Origin of the sequence: Ornithinibacillus scapharcae TW25 (genome assembly GCF_000190475.1) — a bacterium.
Taxonomy (GTDB): Bacteria; Bacillota; Bacilli; order Bacillales; family Amphibacillaceae; genus Ornithinibacillus; species Ornithinibacillus scapharcae.
In genome coordinates this window covers 95787-121998 of record NZ_AEWH01000012.1, presented here as the reverse complement: position 1 = coordinate 121998, position 26212 = coordinate 95787, and the positions used below count along the sequence as shown (strand labels likewise).

25 protein-coding genes and 1 pseudogene are annotated in these 26212 nt (G+C 36.2%); 16 read left to right on the top strand and 10 right to left on the bottom strand.

Going from position 1 to position 26212, the window contains the following annotated elements:
- Nucleotides 1–86: 86 nt before the first annotated feature.
- Entirely contained in the window at nt 87–1034 is a 948-nt protein-coding gene (gene corA, locus G5W_RS0103790) for a magnesium/cobalt transporter CorA (RefSeq protein ID WP_010094363.1), read from the bottom strand.
- A 158-nt stretch (nt 1035–1192) separates the two neighbouring features.
- On the opposite strand from corA, the pseudogene glcT reads away from it, so the two are divergent.
- Together glcT and ptsG are read left to right on the top strand one after the other, a co-directional pair.
- A pseudogene (glcT, locus tag G5W_RS21920) lies at nt 1193–2034 on the top strand (glucose PTS transporter transcription antiterminator GlcT).
- Between the two features lie 180 nt (nt 2035–2214).
- Nucleotides 2215–4269, top strand: coding sequence for a glucose-specific PTS transporter subunit IIBC (gene ptsG, locus G5W_RS0103780; RefSeq protein ID WP_010094359.1), 2055 nt, complete (start codon nt 2215–2217; stop codon nt 4267–4269).
- Nucleotides 4270–4351: 82 nt separating this feature from the next.
- Here the strand turns inward: ptsG and G5W_RS0103775 are convergent, their stop codons facing one another.
- Together G5W_RS0103775 and G5W_RS0103770 are read right to left on the bottom strand one after the other, a co-directional pair.
- Complete coding sequence (locus G5W_RS0103775) at nt 4352–6094, bottom strand: sensor histidine kinase (protein WP_010094358.1); 1743 nt, start codon at nt 6092–6094, stop codon at nt 4352–4354.
- Nucleotides 6082–6807, bottom strand: a complete 726-nt coding sequence (locus tag G5W_RS0103770) for a response regulator transcription factor (RefSeq protein ID WP_029191005.1) — start codon at nt 6805–6807, stop codon at nt 6082–6084. The genes G5W_RS0103775 and G5W_RS0103770 overlap by 13 nt, the downstream gene beginning before the upstream one ends.
- A gap of 152 nt (nt 6808–6959) precedes the next feature.
- On the opposite strand from G5W_RS0103770, the gene G5W_RS0103765 reads away from it, so the two are divergent.
- The 4 genes from G5W_RS0103765 (at nt 6960) to G5W_RS0103750 (ending at nt 10552) form a co-directional block, all read left to right on the top strand.
- The gene (locus tag G5W_RS0103765) at nt 6960–8147 is read left to right on the top strand and encodes a DUF418 domain-containing protein (protein ID WP_010094356.1); all 1188 of its coding nucleotides are present in this window, start codon (nt 6960–6962) and stop codon (nt 8145–8147) included.
- Between the two features lie 42 nt (nt 8148–8189).
- Nucleotides 8190–9122, top strand: a complete 933-nt coding sequence (locus G5W_RS0103760) for an ABC transporter ATP-binding protein (protein WP_010094355.1) — start codon at nt 8190–8192, stop codon at nt 9120–9122.
- Complete coding sequence (locus G5W_RS0103755) at nt 9115–10068, top strand: ABC transporter permease (RefSeq protein ID WP_010094354.1); 954 nt, start codon at nt 9115–9117, stop codon at nt 10066–10068. The genes G5W_RS0103760 and G5W_RS0103755 overlap by 8 nt, the downstream gene beginning before the upstream one ends.
- Before the next feature lie 151 nt (nt 10069–10219).
- On the top strand, nt 10220–10552 hold the full coding sequence (locus G5W_RS0103750; protein WP_010094352.1) for a hypothetical protein: 333 nt from the start codon (nt 10220–10222) through the stop codon (nt 10550–10552).
- Nucleotides 10553–10604: 52 nt separating this feature from the next.
- Here G5W_RS0103750 and G5W_RS0103745 read toward each other — a convergent pair whose 3' ends face one another.
- The 3 genes from G5W_RS0103745 to G5W_RS0103735 form a co-directional block, all read right to left on the bottom strand.
- Nucleotides 10605–11792 (bottom strand): MFS transporter, encoded by a 1188-nt coding sequence (locus G5W_RS0103745; protein ID WP_010094351.1) that lies wholly within the window; start codon nt 11790–11792, stop codon nt 10605–10607.
- Between the two features lie 12 nt (nt 11793–11804).
- Nucleotides 11805–12188 (bottom strand): MarR family winged helix-turn-helix transcriptional regulator, encoded by a 384-nt coding sequence (locus G5W_RS0103740; RefSeq protein ID WP_337445651.1) that lies wholly within the window; start codon nt 12186–12188, stop codon nt 11805–11807.
- Between the two features lie 388 nt (nt 12189–12576).
- Nucleotides 12577–13041: a DUF2512 family protein gene (locus G5W_RS0103735; RefSeq protein WP_029191002.1), complete on the bottom strand. Its 465-nt coding sequence runs from the start codon at nt 13039–13041 to the stop codon at nt 12577–12579.
- A gap of 122 nt (nt 13042–13163) precedes the next feature.
- Here G5W_RS0103735 and G5W_RS0103730 point away from each other — a divergent pair, with 122 nt between their 5' ends.
- Entirely contained in the window at nt 13164–13424 is a 261-nt protein-coding gene (locus tag G5W_RS0103730; RefSeq protein WP_010094348.1) for a YciI family protein, read from the top strand.
- A gap of 73 nt (nt 13425–13497) precedes the next feature.
- Here G5W_RS0103730 and G5W_RS0103725 read toward each other — a convergent pair whose 3' ends face one another.
- Nucleotides 13498–13962, bottom strand: a complete 465-nt coding sequence (locus G5W_RS0103725) for an SRPBCC family protein (RefSeq protein WP_010094347.1) — start codon at nt 13960–13962, stop codon at nt 13498–13500.
- A gap of 297 nt (nt 13963–14259) precedes the next feature.
- On the opposite strand from G5W_RS0103725, the gene G5W_RS24445 reads away from it, so the two are divergent.
- The 3 genes from G5W_RS24445 to G5W_RS0103710 all read left to right on the top strand — a co-directional run bounded on the left by G5W_RS24445 (nt 14260) and on the right by G5W_RS0103710 (nt 17698).
- A complete protein-coding gene (locus tag G5W_RS24445; RefSeq protein WP_010094345.1) occupies nt 14260–14388 on the top strand; it encodes a hypothetical protein in 129 nt (42 codons plus the stop codon).
- 367 nt (nt 14389–14755) lie between these two features.
- The gene (gene asnB / locus G5W_RS0103715) at nt 14756–16609 is read left to right on the top strand and encodes an asparagine synthase (glutamine-hydrolyzing) (RefSeq protein WP_010094344.1); all 1854 of its coding nucleotides are present in this window, start codon (nt 14756–14758) and stop codon (nt 16607–16609) included.
- A gap of 51 nt (nt 16610–16660) precedes the next feature.
- Entirely contained in the window at nt 16661–17698 is a 1038-nt protein-coding gene (locus G5W_RS0103710) for a C39 family peptidase (protein WP_010094342.1), read from the top strand.
- A gap of 250 nt (nt 17699–17948) precedes the next feature.
- Here G5W_RS0103710 and G5W_RS0103705 read toward each other — a convergent pair whose 3' ends face one another.
- Nucleotides 17949–18257, bottom strand: coding sequence for a hypothetical protein (locus tag G5W_RS0103705; RefSeq protein WP_010094341.1), 309 nt, complete (start codon nt 18255–18257; stop codon nt 17949–17951).
- Between the two features lie 123 nt (nt 18258–18380).
- Here G5W_RS0103705 and G5W_RS0103700 point away from each other — a divergent pair, with 123 nt between their 5' ends.
- The 3 genes from G5W_RS0103700 to G5W_RS0103690 all read left to right on the top strand — a co-directional run bounded on the left by G5W_RS0103700 (nt 18381) and on the right by G5W_RS0103690 (nt 21401).
- Nucleotides 18381–18872 carry a hypothetical protein gene (locus tag G5W_RS0103700; RefSeq protein WP_010094340.1) on the top strand — a complete coding sequence of 164 codons (492 nt, stop codon included), beginning with the start codon at nt 18381–18383 and terminating at the stop codon, nt 18870–18872.
- A 96-nt stretch (nt 18873–18968) separates the two neighbouring features.
- Nucleotides 18969–19829, top strand: coding sequence for a hypothetical protein (locus tag G5W_RS0103695; protein ID WP_010094339.1), 861 nt, complete (start codon nt 18969–18971; stop codon nt 19827–19829).
- A gap of 228 nt (nt 19830–20057) precedes the next feature.
- Nucleotides 20058–21401 (top strand): FAD-binding oxidoreductase, encoded by a 1344-nt coding sequence (locus G5W_RS0103690; RefSeq protein ID WP_010094338.1) that lies wholly within the window; start codon nt 20058–20060, stop codon nt 21399–21401.
- Nucleotides 21402–21501: 100 nt separating this feature from the next.
- On the opposite strand, the gene G5W_RS20325 is transcribed toward G5W_RS0103690, so the two are convergent.
- Nucleotides 21502–22188, bottom strand: coding sequence for a helix-turn-helix transcriptional regulator (locus G5W_RS20325; RefSeq protein ID WP_033445554.1), 687 nt, complete (start codon nt 22186–22188; stop codon nt 21502–21504).
- Entirely contained in the window at nt 22161–23531 is a 1371-nt protein-coding gene (locus tag G5W_RS0103680; protein ID WP_029190999.1) for an ATP-binding protein, read from the bottom strand. Before G5W_RS0103680 ends, G5W_RS20325 begins: the two co-directional genes overlap by 28 nt.
- A 181-nt stretch (nt 23532–23712) precedes the next feature.
- Between G5W_RS0103680 and G5W_RS0103675 the strand changes: the two genes are divergently transcribed.
- The 3 genes from G5W_RS0103675 to G5W_RS0103665 all read left to right on the top strand — a co-directional run bounded on the left by G5W_RS0103675 (nt 23713) and on the right by G5W_RS0103665 (nt 26094).
- Nucleotides 23713–23910 (top strand): alpha/beta-type small acid-soluble spore protein, encoded by a 198-nt coding sequence (locus G5W_RS0103675; protein ID WP_010094337.1) that lies wholly within the window; start codon nt 23713–23715, stop codon nt 23908–23910.
- Nucleotides 23911–24127: 217 nt separating this feature from the next.
- Nucleotides 24128–24841, top strand: coding sequence for a gamma-glutamyl-gamma-aminobutyrate hydrolase family protein (locus G5W_RS0103670; RefSeq protein WP_010094335.1), 714 nt, complete (start codon nt 24128–24130; stop codon nt 24839–24841).
- A 296-nt stretch (nt 24842–25137) separates the two neighbouring features.
- Nucleotides 25138–26094 carry a dipeptidase gene (locus G5W_RS0103665; RefSeq protein WP_010094333.1) on the top strand — a complete coding sequence of 319 codons (957 nt, stop codon included), beginning with the start codon at nt 25138–25140 and terminating at the stop codon, nt 26092–26094.
- The last annotated feature ends 118 nt before the right edge of the window (nt 26095–26212 follow it).

Sequence of the window (26212 nt, the reverse complement as noted above, 5' to 3'; positions counted from 1 at the left end):
GAAGGATGGAGGTTGGGAAACCTATAAAGTGATAAAAATAGGCCTAGCGAGCTACCAAATAGGAGCGTAATACTAGGTCTATTGAACTAACGAAACCACCCCTTTTTCTTGAACCAAAGTATCATCAGCAAACTAATAAGAATCATAATTGCCATTATGAGGAAGTAGCCATAATCCCACTTTAATTCCGGCATATTAGCAAAATTCATCCCGTATATTCCTGCGATAAAGGTGAGTGGGGCAAAGATTGACGTAATAACAGTTAGGATTTGAATAACTTTATTTTGTTGGTAGGAGTTAAGTGAAATAAAATTATCTCGAATATCGTTAGTAATATCACGATTAGAATCAACCATTTCGGAAAGCTTTAACAAATGATCATAGATATCAGCAAAGTATTCTCTATGCCCTTGGATGCTTAGGTGATGCGTGTTTAAAATTCGATAGAGAAGATCCCGAATAGGATGAATGGCATGTCTTAGCTTAAGTAGCTGGTGTCTTAGTTCAAATAACTTATCTAATTCCATGCTCATGGAGGCTGCATGCGGATTTTGTTCTACTTCATTTATTCGGTCTTCTAATTCATAAATGATTGGGAAGAAATTATCGACTACTTTGTCGAAAATCTCATACAAAACTCGGTACTCATTCCATTCCTCCATTGCTTCTAGTTTTAAGCACTTATTCCAAACTTGGTTTACCTCCATTAAGTCCTCTTTATGAAAGGTCACAATATAATTTTCACCAATAAAAAAGTTGATTTCAAATTGATCAAAATCCTCTGGTCCCAAGGTATGGGTTACAACAAGAGAATAATCGTCATAATAATCAAGCTTTGGCCTTTGTTGTCCATAAATACAATCTTCTATCGCCAGCTTGTGAAATTTTAACACCGTACCTAGCTTGGCTATTTCCTCATCAGAAGGAATATTAAAGTCAATCCAACACCAGCTATACTTGGAAAAATCAATATCATCGACCGTTAAGTTTGTGTTTTTTTCATTCTCTTTCGTTATAGCAATCACCTGAATCAATGTAAATGCTCCTTGTAATATAATATAATCTCTTCATAAGGGTTTACAGTGTTCAGGGTAATTATGTAGTGAAGTGTGTTTCTTTTGAAAAATTAACGAGAATGATATAATGTTGAAGACTATGGATAAAGGTAGGCAAAGAATGGGAGTCGAACGTTTTGAAAACGTATACGGTTTTAAAATCACTGAATAACAACGTACTTATTGTCTTAAATGAGCAGCAGGAAGAAGTAGTCGTTATCGGGAAAGGGATTGGTTTTCAAAAGAAACCAAAAGACCTTATTAACGAAGAAATAATTGAGAAGCTCTTTGTATTAGAAAGTAAATCAGAGCAGGAAAGTTATAAGGAATTGCTTCCAAATATAGATGAATCAACACTAGAGGCAATCATAACTGCTATGGAAATTATTAAAAATAAATCCAACTCGTTTTTAAACGAGAAGGTTCATGTTGCTTTAACAGATCATATTCTATTTGCGATTACCCGTTTAAAAAGGGGGATGGGTATAAAAAATCCTTTCTTATCGGAGACAAAAGCATTATATCCTTTTGAATATGAGATTGCAGCAGAAGTTGTCGATTATATGAATCATACATTAGACATTCATTTACCGGAGGGTGAAATTGGTTTTATTGCCCTTCATGTGCATAGTGCGATAACGGACAAATCGTTATCTGATATTCATATGTATTCTACCTTACTGACTCAGCTAGTAGATACAATTGAAGAGCAATTGAATGTGAAGATTGATAGAGAAGGAATAGATTACCTTCGATTAATTCGACATATTCGTTATACGATTGAACGAGTATTAAAAGGAGAAAAAGTAGAAGAGCCAACAAATATAGCTCTTCTATTGAAAACGGAGTACCCAGTGTGCTATAATCTTGCTTGGAAACTTATCAAAATGATGCAGCAAACCTTAAAAAACCCGTTTATGATGCAGAAGCAGTTTATTTAACCTTGCATCTACAACGATTAGCTTCAAGATATCAATAATTCATTCATATATTTCTGCGTGTAACTGATTCGATCAGGCATGAGTAGAGGTTTATGGAAATAGAAGGGGATTTAATGCCCTATCTCTATTTTCATGTGCCTTTCTCATGCCTTTTTTTGTTGTTTTATCGGGTTTTCTGCAAATAATAAGTTTACAAAATTTAAAAGGAGGACTTATATATGTTTAAGAAGGCTTTTGGTGTTTTACAAAAAATCGGTAAAGCACTAATGCTTCCTGTTGCCTTATTACCGGCCGCTGGTTTGTTACTTGGTCTAGGGAATGCGGCACAACAGGAAACAACATTAGACTATCTACCATTCTTGAGTGCAGATTGGATTCAATCTACTGCATCAGTAATGGAAGATGCTGGTAACATTATTTTTGCCAACTTAGCACTTATTTTTGCAGTAGGTGTTGCGATTGGTTTAGCAAGTGATGGTGCAGCAGGACTTGCCGCGCTAGTTGGTTATTTAGTACTAAATCAAGTAATGGGTTCATGGCTTGGAGTAACAGATGATATGATTGCATCTGATCCAAGTTTTGCTAGTGTACTTGGTATCAATACATTACAAACGGGTGTCTTTGGTGGGATAATTGTGGGGCTCATTGCCGCCTTTGCCTACAATCGGTACCATGATATTGAGATGCCGTCTTTCCTTGGATTTTTCGCAGGGAAGCGTTTTGTGCCAATTGCAACGGCAGTATTCTCATTCATTGCAGGTTTAATTCTACTGTTTGTATGGCCACCAATTCAATCAGCTATGAACAGTGCTTCGTATTGGTTGATTGAAGAGGGAACGTATTTAGCTGTATTTATGTTTGGTTTTATTAAACGATTATTAATACCATTTGGATTGCATCACATTTTCCATGCGCCATTCTGGTATGAATTTGGTTCTTATACGACAGCTGCCGGAGAAATTGTCCGAGGAGATATGACGATCTTCTTTGCGCAATTACGTGACAATATCGAAATCACAGCGGGTAACTTTATGGCTGGGGAATACCCTATCATGATGTTTGGTCTTCCAGCTGCAGCACTTGCCATGTATCATGCTGCTAGACCAGAACGTAAAAAGCTAGTAGCAGGACTTCTTGCTTCTGGTGCCTTAACATCATTCCTAACTGGTATTACTGAACCGCTTGAGTTCTCATTTATGTTCGTATCACCAATCCTATTCTTAATCCACGCGATTTTAGACGGATTGTCCTTTATGATTATGACAGCATTAAGTGTGAATATCGGTTACACCTTCTCAGGTGGGTTTATTGACTTTGCATTATTTGGTATTTTACCAGGTAAAGAGCCATGGTGGCTTGCAATCTTAGTAGGTATTGCATTTGGTGTCGTGTATTACTTCCTATTCCGTTTCTTTATCAAGAAGTTCAATCTGATGACACCCGGTCGTGAAAAAGCGGAAGAAGAAAATACAACAGCTAAAGGGGAAGCAGGAGACCTTGCCTACAATGTTCTAGAAGCAATGGGTGGACAAGAGAACATTGCACATTTAGATGCATGTATTACAAGACTTCGTGTTTCCGTAAATGACATTAAAAATGTTGACAAAGATGAACTGAAAAAACTAGGAGCTGCAGGTGTACTAGAAGTTGGAGACAACATCCAAGCGATCTTCGGACCACGTTCAGAAATTATCAAAGGTCAAATGCAGGATATTATATCAGGTAAAAAACCTCGTCCAATTACAACTGTTGACCAAGATGAAGAGGTAAAGCAACAAATCGAGGAAGTAAATCCTGAAGCACTTCAAAATAATAAGGTCGATGAGGAAATCGTGATGCCAATTGAAGGAGAAATTGTTCCAATCACGGAGGTTCCAGACCAAGTATTTGCTCAAAAAATGATGGGTGATGGATTTGCAATTAAACCAACAGAAGGTCTAGTTGTATCACCTGTTAATGGTAAGATTATCAATGCGTTCCCAACGAAACATGCTCTTGGAATTCTCTCAGAGGGTGGAAAAGAAATCCTAATTCACTTTGGATTGGATACTGTAAATCTAAAAGGTGAAGGATTTGAATTATTAGTTCAAGAAGGAGATACTGTCACTGCTGGTCAACCATTACTAAAAGCAGACGTATCTTATATTGAAAAGAACGCAAAATCTTCCATCACACCAATCGTCTTCACGAATTTAACAGATGGCGATCAAGTAGTGATTGCAAAACAAGGTAATGTGAAAAGAGAAGAAAAGGGTATTGTGACGATTAAGTAGTAATGATTATACCCTAATGGAAGAGGCTGTCATAAAGGTGAAAATATCCTTCTATGACAGCCTCTTTTTGTTACGTACACGTTTATTCTTTTGATATTGGAAGTATGATAATGGCGGTCGTACCTTTATTTTCTTTCGAATCAACATGAATAGTTCCACCATGTGCCTTGGCGATTTGCAGTGCGATACTCATGCCAAGCCCGGTTCCTTCAATTCGTTCCTCGGTATTCGTACCACGATAGTACCGATCAAACAGGTGGTTCAACGTGTTCTCGCTCATTCCTACTCCATTATCTTTAATCATAATCTTAACTTGGTCTTTTTCTTTTACTTTTTCAGCAGTAACCTCTATCTTTGTCCCGATTGGATTATGGTTAATGGCATTATAGATCAAGTTATCAAGCATTCTTTCAAAGAGTCGCTTGTTAATTTCAAGATTAATTCCGTTTTCTGGCTGTTTGTAGTGAATAGAATAACCCTCGATTGTTAGGTCCATCTCATACCTTTTCATCATAATATCCATATACGCATTGATTTCAATTCGCTCGAAGATAATGTCTGCCACATCATTTTTTAATTGGAAGCTTAATGTGAAATCCTCGATAAGTCTTAACATATAGTTACTCTTGTTATCAATTGTTTTACCAATTTCTATCAATTCTTGCTTTGTCCAGTCATAGGACCCATTCTCTAACAGATTTCCATAACCCTGTATCGTCGTTAATGGTGTCCGTAAATCATGGGAAATACCAGCCATCCATTCTTCTCTCGTTTTTTCTAATCGTTTACGTTCCTTTTGAGAAATGTCCAGTTTCTCCGCCATCTCATAGAATGCATGGAATACCTCCTTGTATAGGCGGTAGCGTCTCTTAAGTTTGCCATTCCGTTTAAACACTTGTTTTTTCTCTTGGGAGGTCAAAACGACTTCATAATCTTCATTTCCCATTCGGCTTAACCAATTTGTAAAAATAAATAATGGATTTCCATATCGAAAACCATTCCAAATCGCTACCAAAATCGTTACTAAGAGAACAATAGAAGCAGTAATAGCAAAAGCAATCATTATATCACGGATATTACCTAAATCAATATCTGTTTTATTTTGATTTGGCGTATATAGTACCCATAATTCATCCGTATTTGGGTCAATATAGGTGGACTGTTTAGTAGAAAATACATCTGGAGAGATCTTTCTTAGAAATACATCGAGGACTTTTTCATCCTCTCTATCTTCTCCAGCGGCTAATAAAAGTGTGTTATCAGGTCCATATATTTCAAGTGTTCCTTCGTTTTTCTGTAGTAATTGCTCTAAATCTGTTAACCCTGTATCGGATAGAACTTGTTCGGAACTATAATTACTTACTATTTCTTGCAATAACTGGTTCCCTCGGTCTTTATAGCCTAAAAGAAATAAATAATTGGATTCATAAAATGTTTCCAAATAATAAACAATAGAATATTCCTGAAGTTTTTTGGATTCTTGAAGAACCATTAATTCATATGGATTATAAGACATTGGTAGGGTATCTGGTTGATTAGCAGAATCAATCACTTTCCCATCTTCATCTATTATCTGTACCCAGACATTGTTTTCAATTACTCGATCTTCCCAGCCTTCCGCCATCTCGATTTCAGTAATGGAGTTACCGGTATCCATTGCAACACTATCGAGCATAGTTTGATAATAGTTATGCTCGAATTGCCCTCTCGTGAAGAACATCACGGCAATTATCGCTGTAGCTATAATCAGAAGAAGCATAGATGCAGCAACTAAAATAAATTGAATTAAAAAGTGTAGAAATAAGCGCCATCTTAGTTTTGCCATGTTTCATTTCCTCTAATTAATTTATATCCAAGACCACGTACTGTGATTAAATGTTTTGGTTTACTTGGATCTTCTTCAATTTTTTCTCGAATTCTTCTAATATGTACGGATACGGTATTATCATCAACATAACTATCAAAGCCCCAGACAGCTTCTAATAAGGTTGCCTTCGAAAGTACAAGATTAGGATTTTTGCAAAAGTACAGTAGGAGCAAATAAACTTGTGAAGGGCAAGTAACGACCTTCCCATCTACAATTAATTCTCCCGCACGTTCATCTAATATAAAGCGACCGAAGTCATATCTGCCACTTGTTGTTGAGGAAGTATCTAGGTGTCTGTGTGTTTCCTTTCGCCGTATGAATGCTTTTATTCTAGCGGCTACTTCTAATGGATTGAACGGTTTCGTAACATAATCGTCTCCTCCGGTAGCAAAACCAGTTAAGACGTCTAAGTCTGACACCTTTGCTGTTAAAAAGAGAATATAGGCATTGGTTTGTTGTCTAATTTGTGGGCATAAGTCAAAGCCGCTACCATCTGGGAGCATGACATCTAAAATAATTATTTCAATTGGATGTTTCTCAATAAGTGATAATGCATCCCGTCCTGTGTGGGCAGTATAGATTTGGTGAAATCCTTCTTTTCGTAGCATGGTTTCTAGCATGGTGACTATTGATTTTTCATCATCTACAATTAATATCGGTGTATTATCCATCTCATTTCCCCCCACTTTATCATACCACCTGAAGTTTACGAACAGTTGAACAAATTTCCTAGAAATTAAGAAAATGGTAATGTTGTGTTCAATTTGCCGAAAGCTTTCCTTGATAATCTAGTAATAGAACATACAGGAAGGAAGCATAAAGGATGAAAAGAATAGAGACTATTGATGGTTTAAGAGGATTTAGTTTAATAGGGATATTAATGGCAAATATGCTCATATTCCAATATGGGATGTTTGGAAAGGATTCGATAGACAAGTTTTCATTATCCACGATAGATAGTTCGGCATATATTTGGCTGAAAATCTTTGTGGAATCAAGTTTTATGCCAATCTTTATGTTTCTATTTGGTTATTCGATGGTATTACTTCGAAATAAGTTAGAGTCGCGTGGGCAGAAAGTGAAACGGCACTTAGCTAGAAGGTTCTTCCTATTAATGCTATTCGGTGCTCTTCATGCTGCTTTTATTTGGGAAGGTGATATTTTACTAGCATACGGACTTATTGGCTTTCTTGCATTAGCCTTTGTCAATCGAAAGAAGAAAACTATCTTAATATGGGCAATCGTCTTCTTTACATTAACAGGCCTCTTGAGTTTGGGAGAAGTGGAATTAACATCTGAAGATATAGCAATCATGAATAATTATGTGGAAAAAGAAACTATTATCTATTCGGGAGGCAGCTACGGAGAAGTACTCGAATTTCGAAATAGTGGTGAACTTCCGTTTAACTTACCAGACTATATGTATGTAGTAATGCTACTGATGGCACCAATCATTACATGTCCGATTTTGTTGTTTGGTATGTATGCAGCGAAAAGTGGTTGGTTTACAAATCCAAATGTGGAAAGAAAGATGTATTTACGATGGGCGATTATTTTACTGCCTGTAGGTATTTTCCTAAAAACTATCTCGCAGTTATTCCCAGATTTCTCTCCAGGGGAAGGTCTTTATATTATTGGTGCACCATTACTATCTGTTGGTTATATATTTTTGTTTAGTTTGTTTTATACGAATGGAGCGCCAAAGCTATTCTTCTATTTTGAAAAGGTTGGGAAGTTATCCTTAACCAATTATTTAGTGCAGAGCATGATTTGCACTACCATTTTCTATGGATATGGATTAGGTCTATTCGGAAAAATGGGAGTGTTTTACGGAATATTACTCGCAATACTCATTTACACCATGCAATTTATCATCAGTCATTATTATTTAAAAATCTGGAGAATGGGACCATTTGAAAAAGTACTAAGGACATTCACTTACCTGTCATGGAATGGCAGGGTTAAAACGAAGGTGAACAATGGCAAGGATAACCAATTCAAAGCTGTATGATTCAGCTTGATAGATATAATATTAAAGAAATGAGGAGATTTTTTGTCAAAGCAAGCAATGAAACTGATTAATCTAAAGAAAACAATTGGAAAAAAACAAATCATTAAAGGGTTAGACTTTGAAATTAATTCTGGGGAGGTGTTTGGATTCCTTGGACCCAATGGAGCAGGGAAAACAACCACAATCCGGATGATGGTCGGTTTAATGAAAATTACCGAGGGCGATGTACAGATTCTGGGGAAAAGTATAAGAAGTAACTACAAGGAAGCAGTAAGAGAAGTAGGGGCAATTGTGGAAAACCCAGAAATGTATCCATTTATGACTGGTTTACAAAATCTAAATCATTTTGCCCGAATGATTCCTGGAATAAGTAAGGAAAGAATTCAAGAGGTGATTGCGCTAGTTGGGCTAGAAAACGCAATTAGGCAGAAAGTAGGTAAGTATTCATTAGGGATGCGACAGCGTCTAGGAATTGCTCAAGCATTATTGCATAAGCCATCTGTTTTAATTTTAGATGAACCAACGAACGGTCTAGATCCAGCAGGGATAAGAGAGATACGTCAATATATAAGAAAACTAGCTACGGAACAAAATGTGGCTGTAATTATTTCTAGTCACTTGTTATCCGAGATTGAACTAATGTGTGATCGGATTGGAATTATTAAGGATGGCGAATTAGTTGCCATACAATCTGTTAATGAAATCTCAGATACAGAGGTCGAAAAAGAGCTACTAATCCACGTTCAGATGGAAGTTAAACCACCAAAGAGTGCCATCGAACTTCTAAAAAGCGAATTCGAACTGGATGCAGAATTTGAGAGTGGTTTGGTCCGTTTTCAATGTCCAAAGGAGAGAATACCTAGTATCATTCAAACCTTTGTTCAAAACGGAATTTCTGTTTATCAGGTCGAAGTATCCAAAGCTAGATTAGAAGATAAATTTTTTGATTTGATAGGGGAGAATTCAATTGGTTAATTTCTTGAAACTAACGCAAAATGAAATAAAGAAAGTCTATATTCAAAAGTCAACTTGGGTACTGTACATGTTACTTGCTCTAATTATTATCGGTGGAGGTATCCTTACTGTTACAACAGATGTCATCACGAAGGAGTATGGTGAAGATACATGGAAAGAAGAACTACAAGAAGAGAATCAAAAACTCACCAAAGAAATGGAAGAGGAAGGACTATTTGCAGATTATAACACTAGTTTAATCGAAATAAATAATTATTATATCGAGAACGACATCCGTCCATTAGGATATAATGCTTGGCAATATGTTCAAGAGAACGCCATGCTTGTTTCATTAGTAAGTTTATTTACGATTATTATTGCTGCGGGAATTGTAGCAAATGAGTTTAGATGGGGAACTATTAAACTTTTATTAATACGCCCGATTTCTAGATTTAAAATATTACTATCAAAATTTGTAGCGGTATTGCTATTTGCTTTTTACACACTTCTATTCTTAATTATCCTTTCCTGGATTGTCGGAGCAATATTCTTCGGCATCGATAGTTTTAATCCGCATATGGTAATGGATAAACATGGTGGACTTGAATATGTGTCAGTCATCAAAGAAATTATATTCGACTATGGTTTCAAATTGGTTAATCTGTTCATGATGGCGACATTCGCCTTTATGATCTCGAGCATTTTTAGGAGTAGCCCTATTGCAATCGGTACAGCTGTCTTTTTAATGCTAGCAGGAAACTCCATTGTTATGTTTTTTGCAGAACATAGCTGGTCGAAATATATCTTATTTGCTAACACGGATTTAACTCAGTATGTCGGTGGTAATGAACCACTTATAGAAGGAATGACGTTATCCTTTTCCATTACCGTGCTAGTTGTTTATTTTGTCGTCTTTGTTTGCGCTTCATGGGGAGTATTTATGAAGCGGGATGTTGCTGGGAACTGATAATCATGCATTGCACCTGTTTATCGTATATATTGGGCATTACTGGAAATAATAATTCTTACGATATGGCGAATTTGCCTAAAGAGGACAGACTGGATGTGGGGATAACATTTCCCATATAAGGATTAATCTTTGATAAATAGGTGTGGTGATGGAAATTAAATTATTCGTGAGACTGTCTATCATATTTGGGATACTGATCGTGTTTGGAGTCCCATCTGCATTTGCAGAGGTTAAGATTTTAGAGAGGGTACCGACTACAATTGAGAAGCATAATTGGAAACAATCCAGTGTTCATTACGATGTAGTTGAAGTTGGAGAGCATGAATATACTTATTGGAAAAACTTTATTAGGCAAAGTCGTACTTGTCAGATATCCCATCGCATAAAGACCATTGTTTACTATTGTGAAGAGCATAATCACACCAAAGTAGAAACAGTAGTTGATGAGGTAATTCATAGTAATAAACATGGTGAGCATTAGTGAATGATATATGGAAATAATTAAGAGCTATAAGGATTAGTCTCCTTATAGCTTAACACATTCTCTCCCTAGCCTGATAGCGCCCATGCAAGAAATAATATAGGATCATTGTTGCAAGGATTACAAAACCTAATAAGAAATAAAGATTGCGATAACCTAATAGTGGAATAATTAGTCCAATCAGATAAGGACCAAAGCCTAGTCCGGCATCTAGAAAAATATAATAGGTTGAAGTTGCTAGGCCTACTCTCTCAGGTGGTGTTACTTTTACAGCAATTGCTTGTGAAGCGGATTGCATATTCCCATACCCTAACCCGATGAGCACACCTGCAATTAATAGCGATATACCGTGTTCAACTACGCTTAAAAGTAGTAAGCCAGCACCAAAAAGAATGAAGGTTGGATACATGACAGAATTTGCTCCTTTTATGTCCATTAACCTCCCTGTAAAAGGTCGTGATACGAGTATGGCAACAGCATAGATCACAAAGAAGAGACTAGCAGCATCTACAAGATTAACTTCTATCGCATAGAAATTAATGAAGGATAATACACTAGCATATCCTAGGGAAACAATAAATACGATCAATGCAATTGGAAATGCCTTTGGTTCAATAAAGTCGGATAGCTTTAGGTTGCTATTATGGGCTTTATTTTTTTGTCTTTGAATCGCTGGAAAAGTGGCAAATAATGTGATGACGAGACTAATCACTCCTAAAATAAGGCAAAAGGTAAAAATAGCTTGAAAGGTCGTATGTTGGCTCATGAATAATCCAATAAAAGGACCGATTGCTGTAGCTAGTGTAACACTCATACTATAGTAACTAATTCCTTCTCCTTTTCGGTCAGTGGGAATAATCTCTGCAACAATTGTACCGGTAGCCGTACTTGCCATACCGAGTGCAATACCATGTAGAAAACGGGTTACAAAGAGAAAACCTATCCCAAGATTGATGAAATACAAGAGGGATGTGAGAATAAAAAAGAGCAGTCCAATGTATAACATGCGTTTATTGCCAATTGTTGTGATCATACGTCCGATGAACAGACGACCGATCAGTGCACCGATGATAAATATACCTGTAACGAGCCCAGCTTCACTTTCAGTAACATCAAATTGTTGTACTGCATAAACCGCTATCGTTACTAACAAAAGATAAAAGACCAAGTATAAGAAAAAATTGGCGGACGAAATAATCATAAAATCTTTCGTCCATAGTTTTGTTCTGGATGTTTTCACAAATATTACTCCTTACTTCATGATGTTATTTCGTATCTCTCCTAGAATACGAATTATTTCTAGTTGTTCTTCTTCGGATACTCCACTTAAAATATCCTCTTCATATTGATCAATAGTCAAACGTACTCGTTCATAGACTTCAAGGCCAAGTGTTGTTAATTTCATCCGTTTTTCTCGTTTATCATTTCCCGTTGTTTGTTCTACATAACCTAATTCTTCCAGGCTGGCCATAGTTCTGGTAATCGTAGGTTTCTCAACACCTTGGTAAAGGGAGATTTCAACATTTGTTGCAGATTCTTGATGATATAAATAATACAATATTGTCCACTGAGCTCGGTGTAATTGATGTTTTTTTAATTCAATATTTAGCTGGTTTTCAAATGGGCGATATAGCAAAATAAGCTGATGAAAAAATCTTTGACTAGTTTTAATAGGATGACCTCCTCTATTATAGTTATCTAAGGTAATGGTTAGTGAAGGTAACTAAATAAGTATAGCAGAAAATTTTTATGAGGTGAAATTCTTAGCTAGCGTGAGGTAGTATGTTTTGGTAGTTACAGTGACGAAATATTGATGAGCGGGCCTATGATACAAGGAATTATGGACGATATTATGGGATTGGGCACAAGTTATTAGAATGCAGAACGATATTTCAGTAGATTGGGCTCATGTTATAAAAAAACGGGACTATATCTTAGTGTATCGAGCACATACTGGAAGGTCTTGTTGCTAGGAGAACGCAACCAAAAAAAATGCACTTGAATTTCCAAGCGCATTTTAGAATTTATTGTGTGGGATCCCTTCTAGGGTCCTTCTTATTGTTAGCTGGATCTGTATCCGATTCCTCTGCAAACTCCGTTTGAAAGTTACCCATTTGCCGAATCGGTGTTGGTCGGTCGTCCTTAACTGCAGAATGTCGATCTGTCATGTAAACATGCAATAATGGCTCTGTTAATGTAAGCAAAAATGCTGCAAAGAGTGAGGCTAAAACAATGGGCATATCTGTTGCAATCAGCAGCGCTCCAAGAACAGCTAAGGTTAAAAATGCTAAAAAGAAATCAGCTATACTTGCTTTGACATTGCCAAATCTTTTTAATAAATATCTGTCCCCGACTACATAAGCAACTGCAGTTGTGATAAGGCTAATTAACAATAAACTCACAAGAGAAGCATCATAAAAAATCCCAAATATAGAGAACACTACGATCAGATTAATGATTAGTTTAATTCCAATAGCTTTAACATTCACGTTCATCCACCTTAACATCCTTTCAGGGCCTTGAAGTTCTATTTTTGAATAGTATTTGGCATTTTCCCTGAAATTATGATATTTTCACAAGAGGATTAATTCCATATTCTGGAGGGGATAAAATGAAGTATTTCGCGGTTTTTTTGCCAATGAAGGATGAAGAAAAGAGTAAACAGCATAGACCGGAACACTTAGCATTCTTACAGGGAAAGTTGGAGGAAGGCTATATTTTTGCAAAAGGTCCGTTCGTTGATGGGGCAGGTGGCTTGGTCATTTATCAAGCAAACAGCCTAGAGGAAGCTGAAGCAATAGTGAAACAAGACCCGTATGTTATTATCGGAGCTAGAGGATATGAAATCCATGAATGGCAGATGACTCAGTAAACAAAGGGGCCAAAACGATCGAATAATCGATTTGGCCTCTCTTATTTTATGTTCAGAATGAATACCGACTATTCTAATATCCACGGGCAGCAACACGCTGGTTTTCTAACATGGTGTCAATAACCGATTCGGTTAACCGTTTAGCGGTTTTCGGAATTACTGTTTTTAGAACAGGATTAATGACAGGACCCATCATTCCCCTTGCCGTCACCTCTAAATTACCAGTCATTTTCGTTTGATATTCTGTAATGCTTTTCGCTTCAAAGTAACCATCACCAGAAATCTTTTCACTAATTCCGGTAAGTGTGAATTTAACAGTGGTCGGTTTTTTCCACTCGGTAATATCGATCCGCATATTGACTGTTTTTTGGATTTTACCTACATCCCCTTTGAATTTCCATGTAGATTGTCTTTCATTTAGAATCTTATGTTCGATATAACCTGGTACGAGAGGAGCCCATTTATTCATATCACTAACAAAATCCCAAATGGTCTCTATTGGTAAATCTACATCTTTTGAAAATGAACCTCCAGGCATTCAAAAACCTCCTTTAATTCATGTTAAAAAGTATATTATCAACATCGGATTTTATTCGTTAAAAAACAAACACAGGAATCTAATGAAATGAAGCAGATGTTATTTATTGAAAAAAAGATAAAAAATAAATTTTTCCTGATTTAAGCTTGAAAATAATAGGATTTCCATGAAAATAGCTTCGGAATAATGTTAGTTTCCTGCAAATAGTGTGTCGAATCGAGTCTAAAACAATGAAAATGGAAATTTGTGTTCATATTAGAAATATGATTATGTTAGTAATGAAAGGGGGCTTTCCGAATGAATTCAAAAGAACTTATGGAATTAAAAAGGAAGGTGGATCAGCATGAAAAGACGATTGTACAGTTAATGGAAATCATTGCGGCAACCAATCGTCGTCTATCTGACTTAAGTATATCCTTTCCCTAAGCGAAACCACACATAAAAATCCTCTTGTATCCTCGCTTGACCTCCACTCTCCATGGAAATAGATAAGGAATAATTCATCCCCGGATTATTCCTTATTCCTCACAAAAATAAGCAGACAAAAAAAGTGTCATATTTTGACGAAAGATATTGTCATTCCTCTTGAGATTGTACCTTGAAATTGATAAAATTAATTGGTATGAATTTAATGAGATAATAGTATAAACTACTAGTTAGATAACTTAGTAGTTGAATTTCTTTAGAACAGTGTGTATAGACTATATTTCATGCCTGAATACGATATTTATTCGCGAAGAGATAAGCGAATCTATAAATTATTTCCAATCCGAACTTAAGAGGAGAACGAGTTATGTGTGGTTTTGTTGGTTTTGCAACTAAAAATAATCAAATAGATAAAGCAAGTATCATACAAGATATGATGAATACAATTGGACACCGTGGCCCCGATAGTGATGGCTACTTTGTTGATGACGAGGTTACTTTAGGTTTTAGAAGATTACAAATCATCGACTTAACGCCAGATGGAAGCCAGCCAATGTTTAATGAAGATGATTCGATTTCTTTAATCTTTAATGGGGAAATCTATAATTATCAATCATTAATGGACGATTTAAAAGAAAAAGGTCATGTGTTCAAGAGTCAAAGTGATACTGAAGTTATTATCCATGGGTATGAAGAATATGGTGTAGACATATTACAAAAGCTTCGTGGAATGTTTGCATTCGCTCTTTGGGATAGAAAAAATGAATCAATATTTATTGCTCGTGACTTTTTTGGAATTAAACCACTGTATTATACACAAAATACTACTGATGATTCATTACTGTTTGGTTCCGAAATAAAATCTTTCTTGAAATATCCAGAATTCAAAAAAGAGCTTAATAAAGAAGCTCTAAAGCCTTATTTAACTTTTCAATACTCTGTTTTAGATGAAACATTCTTTAAAGGGGTTTATAAACTAAGACCTGGGCATTATATGATATATAAGAACGGGAAAATGGAAATAAACCAATATTGGGATGTTAAATTTGAAACCGAAGAAAACACTCTGGAATATTATGTACAACAAATTAAAGAGACGATGGAAGAATCGGTGAAGTACCATCGAATTAGTGATGTGAAAGTAGGTTCTTTCCTGTCAGGTGGGGTAGATTCTAGTTATATTACAGCACTTTTAAAACCTGATAAAACATTCTCAGTTGGTTTTGAGGACTATGAAGGTATCTTTAATGAAACGAATCTTGCTGAAGATTTATCGAAACAGCTAGGAATTGAAAATCATAAAAAAATTATTAGTGCCGATGAGTTCTTTGATGTCATTCCAACAGTTCAATATCATATGGATGAACCACAGTCTAACTTATCATCTGTACCATTATACTTTTTAGCGGAGCTAGCAAGTAAGCATGCAACTGTACTATTATCAGGTGAAGGTGCCGATGAAATCTTTGGTGGATATGCTTGGTATACTACATCAAAGGAAATGCGTGCATATGAAAAATTACCATTCTTCCTACGACGCATCGTATCCAATATGGCTAAGAAACTTCCGGAAAACCGAATTTCAACTTTCCTTGTAAAAGGTGGCCAAAAGGTTGAAGAAAAGTTTATTGGACAAGCTAAGGTTTTTGAGGAAAATGATGCATTAGCGGTATTGAAGGACGATTATAAAAATTCTCCAACACCTGTTGAAATCGTTCGTGAGTCCTATGAGAGAGTTGCTGGTAAAGATAATGTCTCTAAAATGCAGTATGTCGATATGAAGCATTGGTTACCAGGAGACATCTTGTTAAAAGCAGATAAAATGAGTTCTGCTCATTCTATTGAATTACGTGTACCTTTCCTTGATAAAGAAGTTATGGAAATGGCAGGAAAGATTCCGGCACATTTGAAAGTGAACGATATCGATACAAAATATGTGCTTAGAAAAGCAGCGAATGAAGTACTACCAGATGAATGGGCAAATCGTCCAAAAGTTGGTTTCCCAGTTCCATTCCGTGACTGGATTAAACAGGCAAAATACTATAATCAGATTCGTGAGGTATTTGAATCTGATATGGCAAAACAATTCTTCCATGTCGAAGAATTAGTGAAGTTCTTAGATGAGCATTATCATGGCCAAGCTAACCGTGCACGCTATATTTGGACAGTTTATGTATTTCTAGTTTGGTATAAACGTTTCTTTGTGGATATGGAAAACTAGAAGATTGCTACTATAAGATTCTGATGGAATCAAAATAGGGAGTAGTTCACAATGAAATTAATATTTCGTAACTCTTTCTTCTTTTTTCTAATTTTTATCGGTGTGATTCTTGTTGCAACACAAGGTGACAGGATTTATGCGTTTGTTTCCGATATGTTAGTAAAAAAGGAAGGTGTTCTCACAATTGTTAGTGTTGACGCTGAGAATGGGTATCCGATTAAGAATACCCAATTCCAGCTATTAGACATGGAAACAAATGAGGTTGTTGGCGAATATGTATCATCTAAAGATGGTCATATAAAGATTGAAAACCTTCCTCAACATAAGAGCTTCAAAGTTATTCAGACGGCTGTGAATAAGCCTTTCCAATTGAATAAAGAAACTAAAATTGTTGAGTTATTGACGGAACATACATTAGTTACGATAGAAAATGATGTATATCCTGCAGTTACGACCTATAAGCGTGCTGATAACGAGATTGTAGTAACGGAAATGAATCTTCCGATAAAAGAAGTTATGCAAATACCGGAGCTGCCAAATGGCTGTGAAGTAACTTCACTAGCATCAGTCCTTCATTATTACGGCTATGATGTTGATAAGACGGTTCTTTCAGATAAATACCTGCCAAAGGTGCCCTTCGAAGTAAAGAATGGAAACCTCTATGGTGGAGATCCATCTAAAGCATATGCAGGCGAACCAAGAAGTAAAAATCAAGGATTCTATAGTTATGTACCTCCGATTATAGAAACTGCTAATCGGTATTTTAGTAAGGTTAATGGGAGTCATCAGCCTAGAGATCTTACGGGAAGTACCCCTGAACAGTTACTGGAATATGTACGTGAAGGGATACCAGTAATTATTTGGACCACAATTAATCAAAAGGAACCATTATTTAATTACTCATGGTATGTAAGTGGTACGGATAAGAAGATTGATGTTATCAGAAACTCGCATACGGTTGTATTAAGTGGTTATAGTGAGGATAAGGTTTATGTTATGGACCCATTAAAAGGTAATGTAGCATATCCAAAGCAACGCTTTTTCGATATTTATAAAAAAGCTGGTAGCCACGCTATGATCATAAATTAGAAATTATTAGTCCCAAGAAGAATCAGATTCTTCTTGGGACTTTTTAGTTTATTAACTAGAGTATCAACGACAAAATTCCGTGAATTCAATTAAAATGCACTTGATATTGTATCTCAACACCAAAATCTAAATAAATCTACTGAAAAACACACTTTATACCAGCTTATGCAAAAGATAAGTTGAATTAAAAGAAAAAACTCACTGCTGGGTCAACATACACTCCCACAATGAGTCTCCTTGATTCGCGTATTTACCGAACGATAACGGAAGCTTTATCCTTCATAATTGCAGTAATCATTAATACGATTGCTGTAATAGAGTGCATGAGCCAGCCTAAGCCTGGAATCCAAGCTATACAGGATGTAACGATTCCTAGTATACTTCCGGCTATGGCTCCACCATCCCTGATGGTCAAAATTAATGTAATGATATGTAATACAAGCATAATAACAAGTGGAGTATAGACGAACAAGATTACGGTAAAACCACCCAGGAAAGGAATAGCAAGAAAAGCCTCCAGTCCACAAGTAACCCATTTTAAAATTCTCGAAATTGACACTGTTTCACCTCCTAACAGTAAAGATAATATGTAGTTTTATTATACCAAAGTTGAATTACTTATATTTAGCTTTTAATTGGAATAGTAATAATAGTAGTCCAATGAAGGAAGAAGGTTCCTGAGATGAAACGAAACAAAGGCTCAAAACTGTACATTCTTCTTTTCCTAAGTATTATCCTATGTTTGGTAATATATTTTATTTACTCTTTTATCCTCAAATCTCCATCCAATCAAGCAGAGGAGGCTGTGGAAGAGTTTTATTCATATGAAGCAAAAGGAGCATATGCAGAATCATGGGAAATGTTTCATCCATTTATGAAGGAACGATTTGAAAAGGGAGACTACTTACAGGATCGCCCACATGTATTTTTAAATCATTTTGGGGTGAATACATTTACCTTCCAAATTGAGGATGCTGAAAAAATAGAAGGATGGCAGATTGAAGAAGATAGTGAAACAATTGAAGTCGTATATAAAGTAACCGTCTCACAACGATTTGAAGGGAGATATGGTAACTTTGAAATTGTGCAAGATGTTTTTACAACGGATATAGATGGAGAATGGACAGTACTTTGGGATTATAAGAAATCGGAAACATCAAGTGTTTCCCAATAAAATTAGGTAATCTAGACCTTACGATTGGCTTTTTCATCGACTAAGATAGAACAAATAGCTTGTCTTCATGTTATTTGGTAAAAAGGAGGAAATGTAATGAGTCAAAAAATTGCCGTTTTGATTCTACATGGTGCAGGAACTCCAGAGGAAACATTTGCAGATAAGTTGATTGATAGATTAAAAGCTAGTTTTGCGAAGCGATTATCGATTGAGCTTGCGGAAACTGAAATTGTATTTGAACCTGTATTTTGGTCAGAGATATTTGCTCCTGAGCAGGTAAAGCTTTGGGAGCAACTTCGTGAATATCGAGATTTGGATTATGGTAGTCTTAGAAAGTTTGTCTTAGAATTTCTTGCAGATGCGGTAGCTTATCAGCCTACTCGAATTGGAAATCAAAATTATGATAACGTTCATTCCCTTGTGGCAACATCCATTCAAAACTTGCGGAGAAAAGCAGGGGATTTAGCGCCATTATGTGTCATCAGCCATAGTCTGGGAACCATTATTGCTAGTAATTATTTTTATGATTTTCAGTTTAAGCATAACAATATTGGCCCGGAAACAAAGTTATGTACGGGTAATGCTCCAATAGAGCAGTCTCAGACGCTAACTCTCTTCTATACGCTAGGTAGTCCTATCGCTATGTGGTCCCTACGCTACATTGATTTCGGATCTCCTATTAGAGTTCCATCTCCATTCTTAAAACATCATTACCCAGAGCTTCAAGGAGAATGGCTTAATTTCTATGATAAAGATGACATACTTGCATTTCCGTTAAAAGGGATTAATGATGCTTATAAGCAAGCAGTAACGAAAGATATAGAAGTAAATGCAGGAGGTTTACTGACAGGGTGGAATCCTGCTTCTCATACAAAATATGACACCGATCAGGAGGTCATTATGCCGATTGTGGACGGGCTAGTAAGAACTTGGGAGTGTATTAATAAAATAAGCTAATAGATGGTATCGGGAAATTACAATCAGACATTATCAGGAGAAAATACCCATTAAACGTTAGGATTTCTAGTAGAATCACGTGTTTTAAGAAAAAAATATACTTTGGTATACATTACATTTTTCCTACTATATGGTAGTCTAACTCTTATAAAAAAGGTTGATAGTTTTACTCTGTTACACTTAAATGTACGGTCCCAGCCAAATAATAAGGATAATGGAGGAATATTCATGGGTCATGAAGTTGAAATAAACAAGCTTGGCCAAAAAATTGAATGGAATCATCCTTTGTATCATTTTAAGCGAAAGGTATGGAATTCACATATTGATCAGTATCCTGCTATTATTTTTGACTGTAAGTGTGAAGAAGATGTTATAGCGGCAGTTCAATATGCTAAACAAAATGGTTATCATATTACGGTTCGTGGTGGTGGTTTCCACCCAGCAGGAAAGTCGGTTAAGAATGATGCTGTTTTGATTGATTTAACAAACATGAATCAAATTTCTATTGATGAAGTTAGTAAAATTGCTGTAGTTGAAGCGGGAGTAAAGACTTATGAAGTTGACGAAGTGACACAGGAATATGGATTAGCAGTTCCACTAGGTATGGTTTCGAATATTGGTGTTGCTGGTCTTGCTTTAGGTGGTGGCATAGGTTACTTAAGGGGAAAACATGGTTTGACGAGCGACAATGTAGTAGGTGTTCATCTAGTAACTGCTGATGGAAAACTTCTATATGTTAATCAGTTCGAGCATCCGGAATTGTTTTGGGCAATTCGTGGAGCAGGATCTAACTTTGGAATTGTGACTAAGTTCGAATTAAAGCTTCATCAAACTGGTCCTAATGTGCTAGCTGTTGATGTTTCTTATGATTATAACGATATACGGCAAGTATTAAATAAGGCTGATAACTATCGGAAGCAAGCACCGGATGATATAGCCTTTAACCTCATAATAACCAATATGAATCAGGAACAAAAAGTGTCTCAACCAGCTGTTCGCTTAATAGGCATGTATGATGGTCAATTGAACCTACAGGTAGAAAAGGAAATAATTCAACCACTGCTAGAGCTAGCCACACCTACGAAAGATGATACAGAAATTACGACTTATTTAGACATGCAGAAAAAGTTTGATTCGTTGGTTAGAGAGGGATTTGCAATTGAAGGAATTTCCCTATTCTTGAATCAACTCACTCAAGACCTTATTGAGATGTTATTAGAGGAACTGGAGAAAACGATGATTCCAGCTACCATTCATCTTATAGAGCTACATGGAAAAATTAATCGTATCTCGAAATTTGATACAGCATTTAATATACGAGACGCCAGTTATCTATTAGTCATTGATGCAGAAATCGCTTCACACCCGGAAGAAACAAAAGAATGGATTCATTCTATGTACGAAAAGCTGCTTCCACATTCTTATAATCAAACCTCTTATTTGAATAGCTCTCTTGTCTGTGAGGAAGTAATTCGTAATACATATCAGTGTATTCATAAGCAATTAGTAGTGTTAAAAAAGGAATATGATCCAGATAACTTATTTTGTCCGGAGCATAAGTTAATAGATTAACAGAAAAGGATGTTTCACAGGATGGTTGAATCCTTTGAGCATCCTTTTTAGGTGGAAAGGTAAGTACAGTAATCAGTTGTAAAAGCGAATCATGAAACAGCTATAGTAGTTCCATAATTCGCTTGAATAACTGTATACGATTTTTAACATTGGCTTTTTGATATATTCTGGTTAATGCCTTCTTAACCGTGATCTCGGCTAGAAATAACTCCTTTGCAATCTCTGCTGTCTGCTTTTCTTCTAATACTAGCACGATAATATCTTGTTCTCTTTTCGTTAGTGAAAATTCTTCTGCAATAATGTCAATATCATTTTTTTTCTTATATCTATTTAGAAATTGTGCTAGGTATGGGAGGAGATTGGGTCCACTAAGATCTAAGATAAATGTGGGTGATTCTACACCTGGTAAATAATCATCATGTGTCGCGCCTTCAACAACTTGAAAGCCTAACATATAAAGTAAATCTTGAAACATTTTTAATGGCGTTGAGGCAATGATTTTTCCACCATAGAACATTAAGGGAAATAAACTATATAGTAAAAATGATCGGGCAGAACGATTAGAAGGATCTTTGTAATCCAAATGTCGAATGAAATAACCTACAGGCTTGTCTGGTGGCGAACAATATAATCGCATCTCATCCTCTGATAAGGTGGAAAAATAAGCTCTGGATACTGGTTCCTCAGCTAAATGGGTCAACGTGTTTTGATGAATCGGAACAATAACGGATATCCCTATACTTTCTCCTAGGCTATTTTTTAGTAAGGTAGTCCCTTCATAACCCATTTTTTTATATATTCTGGACTTATTAACTCTATCTCACGTCGGTTGTGTTCTGCTGAAACATCGAAATGATAGGATGTATTTGTTTTACGGTTATAATAAGAGGCTGAACTAGGGATTATATGAGATAGTTGATACTCGATATACTCCTCTACCTCATGAAAATTATATGCACCAACAGGCTCTAAATACATGGAAGTGTCCATAATGGAATCCTGAAAGAATACGGATTGTAAGAAATCATTACCAATATGATAGAAAAACGATGCAATATCATCTACAGTCGGTGCCTTTTTGATGCGCTGATAATAATAATTAATTATCCGATTTGTTAAGTAATCATATCTGTCAGGGTTTCTTTGCTGTAATTCTACACGTAATGCATCCCGAATAAGCTCATGAAATGTCCATCCATTCTGGGTCTTCCGTATGAAAGACAGAGAAGTTAGTTGGAGAAATAATCTGTTCGAGACTTCTTGCTCTAAGACTTCAGAGATGTTGTTTTGATCAAACTGATGAAATAAAGCAGCAACCTCGATAATATTTAATAATGTTTCATTCCGAACTTCATTTAACCATCGACTTGTTAGAGTTCTCAATATTTCAGTGTTATTGGAAGGGCAATTTTCCTCTTCCTCATTGTATTGACTAATGGCTGCTAGTGTTAATAGCAACGGATTTCCTTTTGTAAATTCCCAAATAACTTGGGCCTTTTTCTCCTCTGAAACTAGACCGTTTTCTACTAGAAAACGATAAGTTTCAGTAAAACTAAAGGGTTCTAATTTGATTTGTTTTGTTATCGATCGCCAAGCAGGAGATTCAATCCACTCACCAGTTAATCTTTTTCTACCTGCAAGAATGACACTAATTCTGGGATGTAATTGACGAAGGAATGCATTACGAAACCATCGATCTAGATCTTCCATTTGTTCATATGTATCCATTACAATAATTATCTTTTTCCCGTAGTGATTCAGGATATTAAGGCACTCCATCAGGGTTGCTTTCGAGTCAACATTTTCTTCCAGATGGATATGCGAAATTACAATGTTATAAAGATAGTCGACGAATTCTGTTGTTGTATGTCTAAAATCCTCACTATCTAATGAAATAAATAATATATCTTGGCGTGCAGCTACCCTGGAAAATTCATGTAGTAAAAAGGTCTTTCCGATGCCGCCTTCGCCATAAAAATAAATAATTTTATGGGTAGGATTTTCTTCCTGTAAATGCTCAAGAAAAAACTTCACTTCATTATGTCTACCAACAAAATAAGATTCCTCTACTTCTGCAATAACCTCACTAATCCGAACAAGTGATTCTGAAGAATTATCACGCAACTTCAAGGACTTATCCTCCTAAATGTTAAAAAATTAAAATAGTTTAATTGTTTAAAATATAGGATAGTAATAGGCATGTGTCAAGGTGCAAAGAGAAATTTGTAGTCTAGGATAGAAATAGCAATTATTCCGTAAGATAATGGAGAACAGTATTCACTGTTCAACTTCCCACAAGGAGTGATCATTCATGGCTAGGAACAATAACAAGTTGTTAGTGCCAGGTGCAAGAAATGCAATGGAACAAATGAAAGAAGAAATTGCAAATGAACTAGGTGTTCAGCCAGGTGCTGACACGACTGCACGTGAGAACGGATCTGTGGGCGGCGAAATGGTGAAACGCATGATCCAAATCGCCGAAGAGAACATGCAAAATAAAAATCAATAGTATGTTCTTAGAGAAGGAGTCCTGTTATCAGGGCTTTTTCTTTTGTTTACTGTATGTTATTTGCTATTGACATAATCTCTAGCTTGGAATGACAAATCTTTTGCTAAATAACAACAATTTTAGCGAAGTTCATTTAAACTTTAGCAATTCTCCTGAATAATGTTTTTGGTAGTTCCAACATATCGTATAGTAACGTACCAATAAGGAGGAGTTAACGTTGAAACCATTAATCGGTGTTATAACATCAATGGAATTGGAACAAGATTCCTATTATACAACAACGGAAAATGTAAAGGCGATATTAGGTGCAGGTGGAATCCCAATCATGCTTCCGTATTTTCAGGATGAGCTTGATTTGCATACAGTCGCTGAAACAATAGATGGGCTCTATGCAACGGGCGGCTATGATATCGATCCAACTATATTTGGTGAAGAACCACATCCCATGTTAGGAACAATTATTCCAGATAGAGATTCGTTTGAGATTAAGTTAATGAAGAAGATGCTCGAGGCTGATAAACCGATATTAGGGGTTTGTCGTGGTAGCCAGACTTTGAATATTGCACTTGGTGGGGATATGTATCAGGATATATATGCCCAGAAGGAAGGAGACTTGTTGCAACACCAACAAGGGGCTCCAAAAGAACATGGTTCCCATTTTGTAGAGATAGTAGATGGCTCCCTGTTGAATGGTTTAGTTGGAAAAGCTAGACTAAAGGTTAATAGTAGACACCATCAAGCAAATCAAAAAGTTGTTGAACCACTCCAAATATGTGCCAAGGCAGCAGATGGCGTCGTAGAAGCAATTGAAAGTACGGAACATAAATTTGTATTGGCCGTTCAATGGCACCCAGAAAATATGTTGGTTACGGGAGACGAGGCTTCAAAGGCTATCTTTAGAGGGTTTATTAATGCGTGTAAATGGAATTAGAATAGCAGATTATGTTTAAGACTGACTATGGAGTGGGTTCCAAATAACCCATTTGATGCCACGCAACAGAACTGAAATCTGCCGCGAGAAGTTGTCCCAACCGCGCGTAGTTTATCTATTGTCACGCGAAGTATTAGAAAAGTTACGCGTGGAGAGTCACTTCGCGCAATAATGGCATACAGTGGCGTGATAAACTCACTGTCTCGCGTAAGAGTAGTTCTCTCTCATGGCAAGTATCAATTCCCCACGACATACCATAACAGCCACTCATCCCAATCCAAGAAAGGAAAGTTCCTATGAGAATTATCGATACACATTGTGACGCACTATATAAGTTGCAACAATCTAGAAGGAATTCTAGCAAATTTCCCCTTCGATTTAAGGATTCACCAGAACTTAATACAAACCTCGAATATCTAAAGAAAGGGAATATACAAGTACAATTCTTCGCTATATTTATCATGCCAGATGTACCATCAAATGAGAAGTGGCAGCATGCACTGGAACAAATTGATATTTTTTATCAGGAGATTCTTGCGGGAAATCCAGAGATGAGACATATCAAACAATGGAGTGATCTAAACGATTTGCAAGAGGGTGAAATTGGCGCTGTTCTTACACTTGAGGGAGCAGATGCATTTGGCAATGATTTCATGAAGCTTCGTCTTCTTTATCAGCTAGGGGTCCTGTCAATAGGGTTAACATGGAACAATGCCAATTTATGTGCAGATGGTATAGAAGAACCGCGAGGAGCTGGATTAACATCCTTTGGACACGAAGTAGTGGGCTTAAACAATATACAAGGTGTATTAACGGATGTATCTCATTTATCCATAAAAGCATTTTGGGATGTAATGGAGGTGGCTAAATATCCAATTGCCAGTCATTCCAACACATTTGCATTGTGCAGTCATCCTCGCAACCTTAGTGATGAACAATTAAGAGTAATGTTTGAAAAAGAAGCAATGGTACATGTGGTGTTCTATCCACCGTTTATTAACCACGACAAAAATCATGCGACAATTACGGACTTAATCAAGCATATTGATTATCTTTGTGGCATTGGGGGAGTCCACCATATTGGGTTTGGATCCGATTTTGATGGAATGGGCTATTTTGTAACTGGTTTGGAGAATGCATCAATGTATCAAAACCTAATAAATGAACTCCTAAAACATTTTAAAGAAAAAGAAGTAAAAGGCTTTGCCAGTCAAAATTTCCTTCGATATATACGAAAAATAAGCACTTCGTAATACCTCTTATTGGACACTATTTACATATTCATTTTTTCCAATCATATACTATTACGTTACCTGTGTTGTCCTTCTTAGTAGTTGCATATAATGATATGTAGCCTATTTTTCCTGGAAT

Excerpts from the sequence above, each read along its gene's own strand:
- G5W_RS0103730 (WP_010094348.1), top strand. The coding sequence starts at position 13,164 with ATGAAGTATTTCGCGGTTTTTTTGCCAATGAAGGATGAAGAAAAGAGT.
- asnB (WP_010094344.1), top strand. The coding sequence starts at position 14,756 with ATGTGTGGTTTTGTTGGTTTTGCAACTAAAAATAATCAAATAGATAAA.
- G5W_RS0103665 (WP_010094333.1), top strand. The coding sequence starts at position 25,138 with ATGAGAATTATCGATACACATTGTGACGCACTATATAAGTTGCAACAA.
- G5W_RS0103725 (WP_010094347.1), bottom strand. The coding sequence starts at position 13,962 with ATGCCTGGAGGTTCATTTTCAAAAGATGTAGATTTACCAATAGAGACC.
- G5W_RS0103765 (WP_010094356.1), top strand. The coding sequence starts at position 6,960 with ATGAAAAGAATAGAGACTATTGATGGTTTAAGAGGATTTAGTTTAATA.
- G5W_RS0103675 (WP_010094337.1), top strand. The coding sequence starts at position 23,713 with ATGGCTAGGAACAATAACAAGTTGTTAGTGCCAGGTGCAAGAAATGCA.
- G5W_RS0103695 (WP_010094339.1), top strand. The coding sequence starts at position 18,969 with ATGAGTCAAAAAATTGCCGTTTTGATTCTACATGGTGCAGGAACTCCA.
- G5W_RS0103690 (WP_010094338.1), top strand. The coding sequence starts at position 20,058 with ATGGGTCATGAAGTTGAAATAAACAAGCTTGGCCAAAAAATTGAATGG.
- ptsG (WP_010094359.1), top strand. The coding sequence starts at position 2,215 with ATGTTTAAGAAGGCTTTTGGTGTTTTACAAAAAATCGGTAAAGCACTA.
- G5W_RS0103750 (WP_010094352.1), top strand. The coding sequence starts at position 10,220 with ATGGAAATTAAATTATTCGTGAGACTGTCTATCATATTTGGGATACTG.
- G5W_RS24445 (WP_010094345.1), top strand. The coding sequence starts at position 14,260 with ATGAATTCAAAAGAACTTATGGAATTAAAAAGGAAGGTGGATCAGCAT.
- G5W_RS0103770 (WP_029191005.1), bottom strand. The coding sequence starts at position 6,807 with ATGGATAATACACCGATATTAATTGTAGATGATGAAAAATCAATAGTC.
- G5W_RS0103775 (WP_010094358.1), bottom strand. The coding sequence starts at position 6,094 with ATGGCAAAACTAAGATGGCGCTTATTTCTACACTTTTTAATTCAATTT.
- G5W_RS0103700 (WP_010094340.1), top strand. The coding sequence starts at position 18,381 with ATGAAACGAAACAAAGGCTCAAAACTGTACATTCTTCTTTTCCTAAGT.
- G5W_RS20325 (WP_033445554.1), bottom strand. The coding sequence starts at position 22,188 with ATGGGTTATGAAGGGACTACCTTACTAAAAAATAGCCTAGGAGAAAGT.
- G5W_RS0103710 (WP_010094342.1), top strand. The coding sequence starts at position 16,661 with ATGAAATTAATATTTCGTAACTCTTTCTTCTTTTTTCTAATTTTTATC.